13 protein-coding genes are annotated in these 13,557 nt (G+C 46.2%); 7 read left to right on the top strand and 6 right to left on the bottom strand.

Annotated elements, in window-relative coordinates:
- Positions 1-80: 80 nt before the first annotated feature.
- Together P4361_RS11435 and P4361_RS11440 are read right to left on the bottom strand one after the other, a co-directional pair.
- The gene (locus P4361_RS11435; protein ID WP_328089474.1) at positions 81-296 is read right to left on the bottom strand and encodes a hypothetical protein; all 216 of its coding nucleotides are present in this window, start codon (positions 294-296) and stop codon (positions 81-83) included.
- Between the two features lie 89 nt (positions 297-385).
- Positions 386-1,327, bottom strand: a complete 942-nt coding sequence (locus tag P4361_RS11440) for a LytR family transcriptional regulator (protein WP_328089475.1) — start codon at positions 1,325-1,327, stop codon at positions 386-388.
- Positions 1,328-1,611: 284 nt separating this feature from the next.
- On the opposite strand from P4361_RS11440, the gene P4361_RS11445 reads away from it, so the two are divergent.
- Positions 1,612-1,947 carry a YolD-like family protein gene (locus P4361_RS11445; RefSeq protein ID WP_328089476.1) on the top strand — a complete coding sequence of 112 codons (336 nt, stop codon included), beginning with the start codon at positions 1,612-1,614 and terminating at the stop codon, positions 1,945-1,947.
- 84 nt (positions 1,948-2,031) lie between these two features.
- On the opposite strand, the gene P4361_RS11450 is transcribed toward P4361_RS11445, so the two are convergent.
- The 4 genes from P4361_RS11450 to P4361_RS11465 form a co-directional block, all read right to left on the bottom strand.
- Positions 2,032-3,465, bottom strand: a complete 1,434-nt coding sequence (locus tag P4361_RS11450; RefSeq protein WP_328089477.1) for a S8 family serine peptidase — start codon at positions 3,463-3,465, stop codon at positions 2,032-2,034.
- 186 nt (positions 3,466-3,651) lie between these two features.
- A complete protein-coding gene (locus P4361_RS11455) occupies positions 3,652-4,269 on the bottom strand; it encodes a cell wall hydrolase (RefSeq protein ID WP_256224950.1) in 618 nt (205 codons plus the stop codon).
- Between the two features lie 182 nt (positions 4,270-4,451).
- Complete coding sequence (locus P4361_RS11460; RefSeq protein ID WP_328089478.1) at positions 4,452-5,435, bottom strand: D-glycerate dehydrogenase; 984 nt, start codon at positions 5,433-5,435, stop codon at positions 4,452-4,454.
- Between the two features lie 18 nt (positions 5,436-5,453).
- A complete protein-coding gene (locus tag P4361_RS11465) occupies positions 5,454-6,752 on the bottom strand; it encodes an MFS transporter (protein ID WP_328089479.1) in 1,299 nt (432 codons plus the stop codon).
- Between the two features lie 506 nt (positions 6,753-7,258).
- On the opposite strand from P4361_RS11465, the gene P4361_RS11470 reads away from it, so the two are divergent.
- The 6 genes from P4361_RS11470 (at position 7,259) to rbsB (ending at position 13,164) form a co-directional block, all read left to right on the top strand.
- Positions 7,259-8,242, top strand: coding sequence for a LacI family DNA-binding transcriptional regulator (locus P4361_RS11470; RefSeq protein ID WP_328089481.1), 984 nt, complete (start codon positions 7,259-7,261; stop codon positions 8,240-8,242).
- Positions 8,243-8,345: 103 nt separating this feature from the next.
- On the top strand, positions 8,346-9,224 hold the full coding sequence (gene rbsK / locus P4361_RS11475; protein ID WP_328089482.1) for a ribokinase: 879 nt from the start codon (positions 8,346-8,348) through the stop codon (positions 9,222-9,224).
- A gap of 49 nt (positions 9,225-9,273) precedes the next feature.
- Complete coding sequence (rbsD, locus tag P4361_RS11480; RefSeq protein ID WP_062237193.1) at positions 9,274-9,666, top strand: D-ribose pyranase; 393 nt, start codon at positions 9,274-9,276, stop codon at positions 9,664-9,666.
- On the top strand, positions 9,666-11,162 hold the full coding sequence (locus tag P4361_RS11485) for a sugar ABC transporter ATP-binding protein (RefSeq protein ID WP_328089484.1): 1,497 nt from the start codon (positions 9,666-9,668) through the stop codon (positions 11,160-11,162). The genes rbsD and P4361_RS11485 overlap by 1 nt, the downstream gene beginning before the upstream one ends.
- A gap of 1 nt (position 11,163) precedes the next feature.
- Entirely contained in the window at positions 11,164-12,108 is a 945-nt protein-coding gene (rbsC, locus tag P4361_RS11490) for a ribose ABC transporter permease (protein ID WP_062237196.1), read from the top strand.
- Positions 12,109-12,237: 129 nt separating this feature from the next.
- Complete coding sequence (gene rbsB, locus P4361_RS11495) at positions 12,238-13,164, top strand: ribose ABC transporter substrate-binding protein RbsB (protein ID WP_425590254.1); 927 nt, start codon at positions 12,238-12,240, stop codon at positions 13,162-13,164.
- The last annotated feature ends 393 nt before the right edge of the window (positions 13,165-13,557 follow it).

The following is a 13,557-nucleotide window of genomic DNA, read 5'->3' on the forward strand; positions in this document are numbered from 1 at the left end:
CAATCAACTTGTCAATGAAGCCTATTTACAAAAAGATTCCCAAAGCAACAATCTTTTAGAAAAGAGCCTTAGGGAAAGACCTATTCCGAAATACCTAGATCACGATACAGTTTCTCAAACAGCTCAACAGGAATGGAAAAGCAAGTCGTTTTTTCGTTTCGCCAGTACGTCGTCAAAACCACTTGATTGCCTTTGTGTTCAGCTTCAAATAAGGCATTTTCTTCTTTATCCCGGACTTCAATGTAGCTGGTTCCGTTTCGTTTTTCTTTTTGTTTGTAGTCATAGTTTAAATGCATGAGAGGCACCCCTTTTGTAAAATATTTCTATATAAATAGTTTAGCATAAAAAAAGCAGCGACCCTCCTGCAAGGATCACTGCTGTCATCTTAAAGTTCGAGCTGTTCTTTTAACGTGGTTTGAATCTTGGTTTTCTCGTCTTCCGGCACGATGAGGTAGTAAATGCCGCCGATTCGCTGGCCTTGGCCTTTAATCTCGATGTTTTCTACATTTTTACGTGCGCCTTTATACTTCGATTGAATGTCTTTCATTTCGTCAAACTTCATGTTTGTCTTTACATTAGTGCCGACTACGTCCAGAATGTCGCCCATCTTTGTAACCGAAGAAATTTGTGCTCCTTCGTTTATGATTGCGCTGATCACCTGGCGCTGGCGTTCGTTACGGCCAAAGTCACCCTGTGGATCCTGTTTTCTCATACGGGTATAAGCAAGCGCTTCTTTTCCGGACAGCTTCAGCTCGCCTTTAGGGAACGAGTAGCCATCGTAATTAAACGCCAGACGTTCGTTATCTACAGTGACGCCTCCAAGGGCATCCACGATTCCTTTGAAGCTTTCCATGTTTACTTTTACGAAATAATCGACGGGCACGTCCAGGAAGTTTTCAACGGTCTTGATCGCCATTTTTGTTCCGCCAAATGCATACGCATGGTTGATTTTATCTTCTCGGCCTTTTCCAACGATTTCTGTGCGCGTATCACGCGGGATGCTGGTCATTACCATTTTGTTTGTATTCGGGTTAACGGTGACAAGAATTAGCGTATCGGATCGGCCGCGGTCACCTTGCCGCTCATCGACACCCAAAATCAAGATAGAAAGCGGGTCGCCTTTAGAGGGAGTAAGCTCTTTCTTTCGTTTAGAGGAACCGTCCCATGTAGAGTTGTCGTGCATTTTGTTGGCCGTATTTTTCACCGAGCCATAAACATAGTAGAAACCGCCTGCTCCAATGAGCAAGAGAACTCCAAGTATAATCAGTGTAACTTTTAAGCTCGTGCGTTTTTTCTTGCGCTGCTGTTTTGCTGAACGTCTGTCCATTTCATCAACCTCTTCTTTAAAATTAAAAACGACTGTATACAATTTTTGGAATATAATAGTTTAAAAGTTGCAATATCTTTTATAATATAACAGAAAATGACAGGTTTGTTTAAAAATATTTCAAAATTTACACATTCCTCAGGATTGGTTGGAGCCTAAGGTTGGGCACTTCATTAGGCTGGTTGCCTTCAATTTACAAGTTTCCGCAAATGACATGCATTATTTGTCATTTATTTTCAGTATAAACCGAACATATATTCGCATATAATAAGGTGAGGAAGGTGATGAATATGCTTCGGGACCGCGGAAAGATGAAATGGCAAGGGATGTTTATGCCTGAGCATGTGAAGGGTTTAAGGGAGTTTGACTGGGATCATAAAAAGAAGACAAAACCGGAACTGGATGAACAGCAATACGAGCTGATGGAAGAGACGATCTGTGAAGCGATGGCTGAAGATTTGGATCTGTGTATGACCATTTTTGAAAAAGGGGACTTTCATTTATTGATCGGGAAGGTCCATTATGTAGATTCCTATAAAAAAGAGCTGCGCATCGTAGATTTCCACCATGAGGTCCATCGAGTGAAGATGTCTGATCTGGTGGATGTGAAAATAAAATAAGGAGGAGTAAAATTGGTGCCATAAATTTGGTGCCAGGCACCGCTCTTTGACATATGTCAAAAGCGGGTGCCTGGCACCAATTTTTTATTTCGTTAATGCATTATAGATGTTGGCTTCTCCAGACCCGAATAGCGGATCTTGTCCCACTTTTCCGAGATCGACAGCTGTCTGGCGCAGCTTGGCCTGAACTTGTGCTGGCGAATATTCAGGATGCTGTGATTTGATGACCGCTGCGATACCGGCTACTTTCGGTGCAGCCATGGAAGTACCGTGAAGAAGGGCATAACCTTTTAAGTTTCCTGTTACATAGGGTGCCAGGTAGGTTGGCCAGGTTGAGAACGCGCGGTACTTAAAGTCACGCTTATCAAGATAATTTCCTTTTGGATTTTGGCGGTATAGGGCATCGTATGTCGGGCCGTTGTCGCCGCCAGGAGCAGCTACATCAATCACGCTTCCGTAGTTGGAATAGAACGCAATTTTATCCTTAGACCACTCATTGGAAGAGGATACCGTAACGACTCCAGGAACCTGGGCAGGTGCTACACGGGAAGGTCCTTTAATATCCAATCCGTACGTTTCCTTCCAGTAAGCTTGCATGTCATGGATATCGTTCAAGTTGCGGGAGTCATTGCCGGCAGAAACGACTACCGTCACACCTTTTTGCGTAGCGTACTGCATGGCACGGTGATAAGCCACCATGGAAGCGGAATCGCCTTTGTCGCCAAGATTGTTTGCCATCCAGCGCCATCCGCCAAGGCTCATGTTGATGACCTCAACTCCATCGTTCGCTGCAGACACGATCGCATCGGTAATCCATGATTGCTGGGCACCGCCTGTAGCACCGAAAACCCGGTACGAACGTACGGTTAAGTTCGGGCCAACGCCGTATACTTTACCGTTACCAGCAATGGAACCGGCTACGTGTGTTCCATGGCCGTTTTGGTCCCGGGCATCTTTCGTGCCAGGTACAAAGGTTTTACTGCCTGCAAGATCTGCATTTTCTTTTAAATCAGGGTGATTGAAGTCCATTCCGGTGTCGATGATCCCGACGACCGTGTTATGGTTTCCTTTGTTGATGTTATAGGATTTAAAATCGTTCGTGATCTTCTTTATATCCCACTGGAGATCATGGTAGTTTTGGCTAGGATCGTTCCAGTTGGGCTGCGGAATGGATGTAATGGGTTGTCCGTCAGCTGGATTTGGATCGTCTTCCAAATAAACTTCCAATTCTTTGTCCGCGGCTTGTACATTTGAATCTGCCTTCACTTTGGCAAGAAAATCAGGGGAGGATGATTTGGCTTCTACAACACCAATTTCCTCAACGACACGTTCCACAGAACCGCCGGCTTGTTCAATTTTTGCAGAAAGGTTGGAAGGGACGTTGTTGCCTTTATACGTTAGAAGATAATGCACCTGTGAGGCTGATTCCTCAGCGCTGGCAGGCTGGGAAACAAGTCCCGAAAACAGTGAGAATGACAGGGCTGAGCACATTGAAAGTACAGCAAGCTTTTTCTTCAAATTTCTATCCCCTTTTCATCAATATTAGACTGCAGTTAATATTTATCAAAAAACATCAGAAAATTGTGTCGAATTACTTTGTAATAAAAAATTTTATTTTCGACAATACGAAAAGTGGGGTTACAAAATTGGTGCCAGGCACCGCTCTTTGACATATGTCAAAAGCGGGTGCCTGGCACCAAAATATTATTTAGCAAATATATGATTGCCGATTCGGGTAACGCTTGGGCGTGAAAAGATCCAGTTGTTCGATGCAAGGTGAGGATTGTAATAGAAAATAGAACCGTGTGTAGGGTCCCAGCCTTTCATGGCATCAATGGCAGCACGATAGGCGGAAGAGTTAGGAGAGATATTATACTGTCCATCATGGACGGCAGTGAAAGCGTTGGTCTGGTAGACGACATTAAACGTATCTTTTGGAAAACGTGAATCTTCAAGGCGGTTTAGGATGACCGCAGCTACGGCGACTTTCCCGAGGTAGGATTCCCCGCGCGCTTCTCCGTTGACTACCCTTGCCATAATTTCGACATCGTTTAACTTACCGAATGTGCGCGGGCCGGCAACTCCGTCAGGAACAATGCCAGTGGCCAGCTGAAAATTAGCAACAGCATACTTTGTGAGAGGTCCATAATAGCCGGTAACAGGACCATGAAAGTAGCCTGCATTCTTCATGCGGCTCTGCAGGGTCTTAACCTCATTGCCTGTACTTCCCTTACCCAGCGTTTGTGCGTACGATAAACTTGGTGTTGCGGCTAGCGTGAATACCATAACAATCAGAATCAGCATTTTTTTTACCATTTTCATCAAAACACATCACCTCTCGCTATTTTTTGCACTACCATTTTACAGTAACAAACAAATAGGAAAATATTATCCATCAATGGGTTTATTTTATAGTAAGCAAGAAGTATGCTTTTTAAAAAATTGGTGCCAGGCACCACAAATTACACAAGTGTGTAATTGAGGTGCCTGGCACCGTTTACCGTTTACAGCATGATGCCGCTTTTTAGTTCCTGGACAATATTTGGGGGCTCGTTTCCGGTAACTGCAGCGACCAGGTTTTTGGCAGCGAGCATGGCCATATCGAACCTCGTCTGGTGAGTCGCTGAACCGATATGAGGCAGGGTCACCACGTTAGGAAGCTTCAACAGCGGATTGCTTGTTGAGACGGGTTCCTGGTCAAATACATCGAGACCGGCAGCCAGGATTTCTTTGTTTTGAAGAGCTTGGATCAAGGCGTTTTCATCGACCGTCTGTCCGCGTGAAGTGTTGATGAAGATGGCGGATTTTTTCATGAGTGCAAATTGCTCTTGACCCATAAGGTGCTTCGTCTCCTGAGTAAAAGGAACCATTAACAGTACGAAGTCTGAAGTTTGCAGCAATTCCTCCAGCGGGACATAGTCAGCATCCAGAATCTTTTCTGATCCAGGTTTCCTGTGCCGGTTATGATACTGAATGTTCATATTAAAGCCGAATTTGGCGCGCTTTCCAATAGCCTCGCCAATTCTGCCCATGCCGATGATACCCAATGTTTTTCCGTGAACATCGACACCGAAGAGCGGTTCATCGTCTTGATCCTCCCACTTCCCGTCCTTCACCAGCTTGTCCAGTTCGGGGATGCGCCGTGCTGCGGACAGCATTAAGGCCAGAGCCAGATCAGCCACCGTTTCATTGAGAACATCAGGGGTATTCGTACCCATAATGTTCCTTCTTTTCATGGACTCAAGGTCAAAGTTGTTATAGCCTACAGAAATATTACTGACCACCTTAAGGTTTGGGGCATGATCCAGCAGTTCGTCATCAATTTTTTCCCCGGTAATGAGCAGCCCTTCTGCATCCTCCAACCTTTCTAGCAGTTCACTTCTCGTTATCGGTGCAGAACCTTGCCATTTTTCGTATATGCAATGCTCTGAAATATACGCTTCTGCCTCAGCAGGGATAGGTCTTGCGAGAAAAACTTTCGGTTTCAATAGCGCTCCTCCTTATCCTTATTCTTGAATAGGATTCTTGACGATAAACCAATAACATAATGCCGCACAGCCTGCGATCAGACCGCCGGAGATAAAAGCAAGGGAGTAGGAGCCTGTAGCATCTACAATCATTCCTGCTATGACAGGGGAAAAGGCTCCTCCAAAATAGCCGCCGAAATTTTGAATGGCACCGACTGATGCAACCATGGAAGGCGGTGCGATATCACCCGCAAGCGCCCATGCACTTCCCGTCATTGCTGAAATAAAACAAAGAGCAAGCGTTAACAGTGTGAGCGTCATGGCAAGTCCTGTCACGAACGGAACGGCACAAACCACTATGGCAGCAGAGATGGCACAGATACTAATAAGCGCACGCTTTGCTTTGATCGGTGTAGTGATTTCCTTATCCACGAGCTTTTTCGTAAGGTATCCCCCGAAAATATTTCCGAAGATCCCGCCAAGCCATGGAATCCCGGCATAGATCCCCAGTTCTTTCAAAGAGACATGATGGACGTTTGTTAAAAAGAGCGGAAGAAAGACAAGGAAAATATTCCAGATCCAAATGGTACAGAAAAAGCCAAGAATCATCCCCCATACACTTCGATACTTGAATAATTCTCCCCATTTAATTTTGGATGTTTGAATGCTATGTTCAGAACCAGCGCCTTCCGATTGTATATATTCCAGCTCCATCTCGGAAAGCTTGCGGCTTTTGTCCGGATTTTTATAAAAGATGAAAAATCCGATAGCAAATACAATGCCGATGGCACCCGTGATATAAAAGAGGGCTCTCCAGCCAAAAGTTACCATGAGAAAAACGAGCAATGGCGGTGCTATAGCGGGCCCCCACTTGGAGGATGAGTCCCATATCCCTGTCGCAAGCCCTCTTTCCTTTTTCGGAAACCAATAAGAAGTAATCTTGGCCATGGTTGGAAAACATGGAGCTTCACCCACACCAAGCAAAACCCGGGCCATGATAAAGGTAGACATTTTATGTACTGCCCCAGTCAGCATGGTAGCGCCGCTCCACCAAATCAATGCGATCGTATAGACCCTTTTTGTTCCGAAACGGTCGATCAGCCAGCCGGAAGGGAGCTGCATCAGCGCATAACTCCAAGAAAAAACGGTTCCCAGCAATCCGATGTCTGTGGCAGTAAGCCCGAGTTCTTTCATCATTTCTGGAGCTGCTATGGAAAGATTCGCCCGGTCTAGATAGTTGATGATACCCCCGATCAACAACCAAACAACAACCGTCCAGCGAAACTTCCGTGCGAAATTAACTGGCTTAGCTTGCTTTGTCTCAAGTCTTGCTTCCATACCCAATCCCTCCTTGTTTTTTATAAAACGCCAAAATGGCAGCGCTTTCAAAAGATAAAAAGTAGAGCGTAAAATCTGGCTTTTATGTATAAACAAAGAGGTAAATGATTTATTTGTTTTATAATATAAAACTAAGTTTTGGAATAGGAACAAAAAAATAAACAGATAATTCTATCTATTCTGTCAGTTATCTTATTATGATGATGAGCTCTTGTCAATAGGGATAAAGTTTGGCAGTGAAAGTTTGATGTTAAAAGATTGGTAGGGTGTCGTTGATGTGTGATGTGGTGCCAGGCACCGCCTTTACATACTTGTGTAACGACGGTGCCAGGCACCTAAAAAAATTTCCCTTTGACATCTTAATTAGGAGGAATTATACTGTGTGTAACCGGTTACACAAGATTGACCGATTTTTTATTACAACAGTATGTAACCGGTTACACATATGAGTAGACATTCAAAACATAACTTTCTTTATAAATAGCATTTTATCGGAGTGTTTGATTATGGCAACCATTAAAGATGTCGCGAAACAGGCAGGTGTTTCAGTTGCGACGGTGTCCAGGGTGATCAACAGCAATGGGTACGTGAATGAAAATACGAAGAAAAAGGTTGATGCAGCGATCCAGCAGCTGAATTACAAGCCAAACGCGGTAGCCCGAAGCCTTTACAAAAAAACATCGAAAACCATCGGGTTAATGGTGCCGGATATAGTTAACCCTTTTTTCCCGGAGCTTGCTAGGGCAGTGGAAGATACGGCACATAAGCTGGGCTATAACGTTGTCTTCTGCAATACCGATGAAAACGCAGAAAAAGAAGAAGACTATCTTGAAATTCTGCTTCAAAAGTATGTTGACGGCCTTATTGTCGCTTCCAATACGCTGACTGCTGAAAAAGTGAAACAGCTGAACATTCCGGTTGTTAGCATCGACCGTAAAATCAACGCAGACATTCCTACTGTAGTTGTTAAAAACAAAAGCGGTGCAAAAAAAGCGGCTAGCTTTTTGAAGGGAATGGGATGTAAACGAATCGCCCATCTGAGCGGACCTGAGCATATTGATAACGCGATGGAGCGGCGTGCCGGATATCTCGAAGAAGTTGGAAGCGAACTGTGGTTCGACAGCAGCTATATCGAGGACGGCAACTATGATATGAAGACAGCGATTAAGGCGACACTTCAGCTGCTGAACCGCCACCCTGAGATCGACGGAATCTTTGCAGGCAACGATGTGATGGCCATCGGCGCGATCAAAGCAGCCCATCAGTTCGGAAAGAAGGTACCCGAGGAGTTGGCCATTATCGGTTTTGACGGTATTGCATTATCAGAAGCAACAACGCCAGAGCTGACCACTGTTGGACAGCCGATTTACGACATGGGAACAATCGTTGCTGATCTTCTTGTGAAGCTCATTGAGAAAAAGCCAGTGGAAAATACCTTCTATGAATTGGATGTTGAACTGATCGAACGAGAATCAACGCGGAAGGTTTAGGACGGTGCCAGGCACCGCAATTACACACTTGTGTAACGACGGTGCCTGGCACCGAATCAATGACACCGAAACAAACACAATCAATCAAAAAGGTGGGCTCGCAATGGCAGCTAAGATTACGGTAGTGGGAAGCATCAACATGGATCTGGTGACGATCTCGGACAAGGTTCCGAAGATGGGGGAGACGCTCCTCGGACAGGAGTTTAAGACAATCCCCGGCGGAAAAGGGGCGAACCAGGCAGTGGCTGCTGCAAGACTGGGAGCTGATGTCCGCATGGTAGGCTGTGTCGGTGACGATGTTTTCGGGTCTGAGCTTGTGAATCACCTTAATAAGCAGGGTGTAGAGGTAACAGATGTAGAGCAGGTCTCCGGATCCACGGGAACAGCCACCATCCTTGTATCAGAAGGTGATAACAGCATCATCGTTGTGCCGGCCGCCAATCATCAAGTGACGCCTGAATTTGTCGAGAAGAAGCGTGAGATAATAGCCGGCAGTGATTTTCTCCTTGTTCAGCTTGAAATACCGCTGGAAAGCGTTCAGAAAGCAGTGAGCATCGCCAAGGAAAACGGCGTAAAGGTAGTCCTGAATCCTGCTCCTATTCAGGAGTTGCCTGAAGAACTCCTTCGGGAAGTCGACTACATCACACCGAATGAACACGAGCTCGAATTGCTGCTTCAAGGCCGCGATGAGCAGCTCATCAAGGAAAAGGTCATCGTAACGAAGGGCTCAAAAGGCCTTACTTTTTATAAAGACGGCGAGGAAATCAACGTCCGTTCTTACAAGGTGGATGTTAAAGATACGACAGGGGCCGGCGATTCCTTCAACGGCGGGCTTGCCGTTGGATTAAGCCAGGGGCTGTCGCTGAAAGCGGCCTGTAAATTTGGCAACGCGGTTGCGGCCCTCTCGACAACAAAGCTCGGTGCGCAGACCGGCATGCCAACCAAATCAGAGGTAGAGCAGTTCATCGCAGTTAACGGCTGAACCGGGATTTTTTCTAATCAAAAGACAGCATGAGGAAGAGGTGGTGCAGATGAAAAAACAAGGGATATTGAACAGCGAGATTGCTTCGGTTCTCGCACGAATGGGCCACACAGATACGATTGTCATCGCAGACTGCGGCTTACCGATTCCGGACGATGTTAAACGCATCGACATCGCCCTGACGATGGGTACACCAGGCTTTTTGGAAACGCTGCAGGCGGTCGCGGATGACATGCAGGTGGAGGAAGTAACGCTGGCTCAGGAATTGAAGGAGAACGAAGCGTATCTCAGCAAGGTCCTCGAAGCGGTGCCAGGCACCGCGCAAAATATGGTCTCTCATGAAACGTTCAAGGAATTAACGAAGAATGCGAAAGCGGTCATCCGTACGGGTGAAACAACGCCTTATGCCAACATCATTTTACATGCGGGGGTGATTTTCTAATGAGTGACAAGACACTTGTTCATTTAACAGGTATCTATAAATCATTTTCAGATGTTCATGTGCTGAAAGATGTGAGCTTTGACGTGCAGACTGGCGAAGTTCATGCTCTCATGGGAGAAAACGGCGCGGGGAAATCGACACTGATGAAAATCATGGCCGGCATCTATGAACGAGACAAAGGGACAATCACAGTAAAAGGGAAGGACGTACATTTCTCCAATCCGAAAGAGGCAGAGGAGATGGGGATCGGAGTCGTGCACCAGGAGCTGAATATCATTCCTTACCTGACCGTGACGGAAAATCTTTTCCTGGGAAAAGAGCTGACGTACGGCAAGACCGGCATTTTACGGACGTCCGATATGCGAAAACGAACGAAAAAAGCACTGCAGCAGCTCGGGGTGGAAATCAATCCTGATGCGGTTGCCGGCGAGCTTTCGGTCGGACAGCAGCAGATGATCGAGATCGCCAAAGTGCTTGAAACAAATTCGGACTGCATCATCATGGACGAACCGACAGCCGCACTTACCGACCGTGAAATAGAAGCGCTTTTTACCGTGATTGAAAAGCTGAAAAAGCAAGGCGTCGGCATCGTCTACATCTCCCACCGGATGGAGGAAATCTTCCAGATGTGTGACCGGATCTCAGTTCTTCGTGACGGTGATTTTATCGGTACGAAAATAGTTAAGGAAACGAATTTTGATGAGATTGTTTCAATGATGGTCGGCCGACAGCTTGGCGAGCGGTTTCCTGAGCGGAAGGCGAAGATCGGCCCGGAACGGCTGAGAGTGGAAGGACTTTCTAGAAAAGAGCACTTCGAAGACATTCACTTTGACGTCAAGCAGGGCGAGATCCTCGGTGTAGCAGGCTTGATGGGCGCGGGCCGGACCGAGATCATGGAAGCCATCTTCGGCTATAAGAAAAAGGATGGCGGCAGCGTTTATCTCGACGGCAAACCGATGAACATCTCGAAGCCATCAGATGCGATTGAGGCCGGATTGGCCTTTGTCACAGAGGACCGCAAAGATAAAGGGCTTGTTGTAGGGATGACCGTTCGTGAAAATTTCACGCTAACCAATTTGAAAGCGGTGTCAAACGGCGGTGTGATCTCCGCAAGTGCCGAACAGAAAGAAACGGAGCGGCTCATTAAAAAACTCCACGTGAAAACGTCCGGCGGGGAACAGATCGTCAAATCGCTGAGTGGTGGAAATCAGCAAAAGATTGTCATCGGAAAATGGGTGAACAATCAGCCGAAAGTGTTGATATTGGACGAGCCGACCCGTGGCGTGGACGTTGGTGCGAAAAAAGAAATCTATCAGATTATGAATGAACTGACGGAGCAGGGAGTGTCCATCATTATGGTATCCTCCGAGCTCCCGGAAATTTTAGGAATGAGTGACCGGATCCTCGTCATTCATGAAGGAAAAATCAGCAGGATTCTCAACCGCGAAGAAGCGGATCAGGAAAAAATCATGCATGCTGCAACAGGAGGGATGTAACATGTCAGCCTCAACACGAAAGATTAGTATATTTCAGAAGCTCGGTCCGCTCATTGGACTCGTCATTATCTTAATTGTTCTATCCATCTTAAGTCCGGAGTTCTTCACGTTAACGAATATCCTCAACGTGCTTCGGCAGGTCTCCATTAACGCGCTCATTGCGTTTGGACTGACGTTCGTCATCTTAACGGGAGGCATCGACCTTTCCGTTGGTTCGATGCTGGCACTGTCCGGAGCGATCACAGCCGGACTGATGGCTGGCGGAACAGACCCAGTTCTCGCGATGCTGGCAGGTCTGGCTGCGGGTACTGTAATGGGAGCCATCAACGGAATCATTATCAGCAAAGGGAAAGTGGCGCCGTTCATCGCGACACTTGCGACGATGACCATTTTCCGAGGTTTGACGCTCGTTTATACCGAGGGAAAACCGATCACCGGCCTCTCGGATGATATGAGCTTTGTCTTGATGGGACGTGGGTATTTCCTTGGAATTCCTTTCCCGGTCATCTGGATGCTGCTCGCGTTCGCGGTCCTCTGGTTCATCCTGAAAAAAACGACCTTTGGAAGAAGAACGTACGCAATCGGTGGAAACGAGGAAGCATCATTGCTTTCAGGTATTAAAGTCGGCCGAATCAAAGTTATGATCTACTCGCTGACAGGTTTGCTGTCCGCGTTTGCCGGCATCATTTTAACGTCACGTCTGAATTCTGCACAGCCAACGGCAGGTACAGCGTATGAACTCGATGCCATCGCAGCTGTCGTGCTTGGCGGGACAAGTCTTTCCGGTGGTAAAGGCTGGATTTTTGGTACATTAGTCGGTGCCCTCATCATTGGTGTACTGAACAACGGCTTGAACCTATTAAACGTTTCATCCTTCTACCAGCAGGTGGTTAAAGGCGGAGTAATTCTGCTCGCAGTGCTGATCGATCGGAAGAAGGCGGCTTAGATTATTCGAGGAGGTTCGGTGTCAGAGGTTCGGTGCCAGGTTCGGTGCCGGGCACCGCAATTACACACTTGTGTAACGCCGGTGCCTGGCACCAAAAAAAACTGCAAACAAAAAAAGGGAGGATTTACGATGAAAAATATGTTTAAGGGTTTAATTATTCTCGTCATTGGAGCTTTGATGCTTACGGCTTGTTCCACAAAAGCGCCGGGAACAGATGACAACAAGAAAAAGGGCAAGGGTGATCTAAAGATTGGTCTTTCCGTTTCAACATTAAATAACCCATTCTTTGTTACGTTAAAAGAAGGGGCTGAAAAAGAAGCAAAGAAAGCTGGCGTACAGCTGAAAACAGTAGATGCACAGGATGATTCTGCCAAGCAGGTCAATGACATCGAAGATTTGATCCAGCAAGGCGTGGATGTGCTTCTAGTGAACCCAACAGATTCAGCAGCGATCTCTTCAGCGATTGAATCAGCGAACAGCGCCAACATTCCGGTCATCACGGTTGACCGCAGTGCAGAAGGCGGAAAAGTCGTTTCTCACATTGCATCAGATAACGTTAAAGGCGGCCAAATGGCCGGCGACTATATCGCGAAGCAGCTTAAAGGAAAAGGTAATGTAGTAGAGCTTGAAGGAATCTCTGGATCTTCTGCAGCGCGCGAGCGTGGAGAAGGCTTCCATAAAGCAGTCGATAAAGAAAAAGGCATTAAAATCGTAGCGAAACAAACAGCAAGCTTTGACCGTGCTAAAGGATTGAACGTTATGGAAAACATCCTGCAAGGAAACAAAAAAGTAGATGCGGTGTTTGCTCATAACGATGAGATGGCGCTCGGAGCGCTTCAGGCATTGGAAGCAGCCGGTTTGAAAGACGTCGTTGTTGTCGGATTTGATGCAACGGACGATGCGCAAAAAGCAATCAAAGAAGGCAAGATGGCGGCAACTGTTGCACAGAAGCCTGACATGATCGGTTCCGAGGCGGTTCAAACAGCGGTCAAAGTGAACAAGGACGAAAAGGTAGAGAAGTTCGTTCCAGTCGATTTAGATCTTATTACGAAATAACAAAAAACGGTGCCAGGCACTCCAATTACACAAGTGTGTAATGGAGGTGCCTGGCACCATTTCTATTTCCGGGGAAATTCCACAATTTTTGCAGGTTATCAGCAAAAAGGATGAGCAGCTCGGAGATGTTTGATACGTTCTACGATTCAAATTCCACCAAAACACAACGCAAAATTAAACCTATGTTTTACTACTGCTAAAATTTTTTCTGGAATTTAATCCCGGCATAAAAGGAAGTCCTATGCATGGCTTTATGACAATCCGGGTACTGCTAAATCCTATTTTTGAAAGTATTACGAAATTTTTTATAAAGGTAAAACCAAAGAGAAGACAGGAAAGAAGTCGTCTATCGGTAAATTATTGGGGCATATTAGTAAAATTCGGTAAAAATTT

Origin of the sequence: Fictibacillus sp. B-59209 (genome assembly GCF_036216745.1) — a bacterium.
Classification (GTDB): domain Bacteria; phylum Bacillota; class Bacilli; order Bacillales; family Fictibacillaceae; genus Fictibacillus_C; species Fictibacillus_C marinisediminis.

Coding starts and splice junctions, on each gene's coding strand:
- P4361_RS11435 (WP_328089474.1), bottom strand. CDS start 296: ATGCATTTAAACTATGACTACAAACAAAAAGAAAAACGAAACGGAACC.
- P4361_RS11440 (WP_328089475.1), bottom strand. CDS start 1,327: ATGGACAGACGTTCAGCAAAACAGCAGCGCAAGAAAAAACGCACGAGC.
- P4361_RS11445 (WP_328089476.1), top strand. CDS start 1,612: ATGAATATGCTTCGGGACCGCGGAAAGATGAAATGGCAAGGGATGTTT.
- P4361_RS11455 (WP_256224950.1), bottom strand. CDS start 4,269: ATGAAAATGGTAAAAAAAATGCTGATTCTGATTGTTATGGTATTCACG.
- P4361_RS11465 (WP_328089479.1), bottom strand. CDS start 6,752: ATGGAAGCAAGACTTGAGACAAAGCAAGCTAAGCCAGTTAATTTCGCA.
- P4361_RS11470 (WP_328089481.1), top strand. CDS start 7,259: ATGGCAACCATTAAAGATGTCGCGAAACAGGCAGGTGTTTCAGTTGCG.
- rbsK (WP_328089482.1), top strand. CDS start 8,346: ATGGCAGCTAAGATTACGGTAGTGGGAAGCATCAACATGGATCTGGTG.
- rbsD (WP_062237193.1), top strand. CDS start 9,274: ATGAAAAAACAAGGGATATTGAACAGCGAGATTGCTTCGGTTCTCGCA.
- P4361_RS11485 (WP_328089484.1), top strand. CDS start 9,666: ATGAGTGACAAGACACTTGTTCATTTAACAGGTATCTATAAATCATTT.
- rbsC (WP_062237196.1), top strand. CDS start 11,164: ATGTCAGCCTCAACACGAAAGATTAGTATATTTCAGAAGCTCGGTCCG.
- rbsB (WP_425590254.1), top strand. CDS start 12,238: ATGAAAAATATGTTTAAGGGTTTAATTATTCTCGTCATTGGAGCTTTG.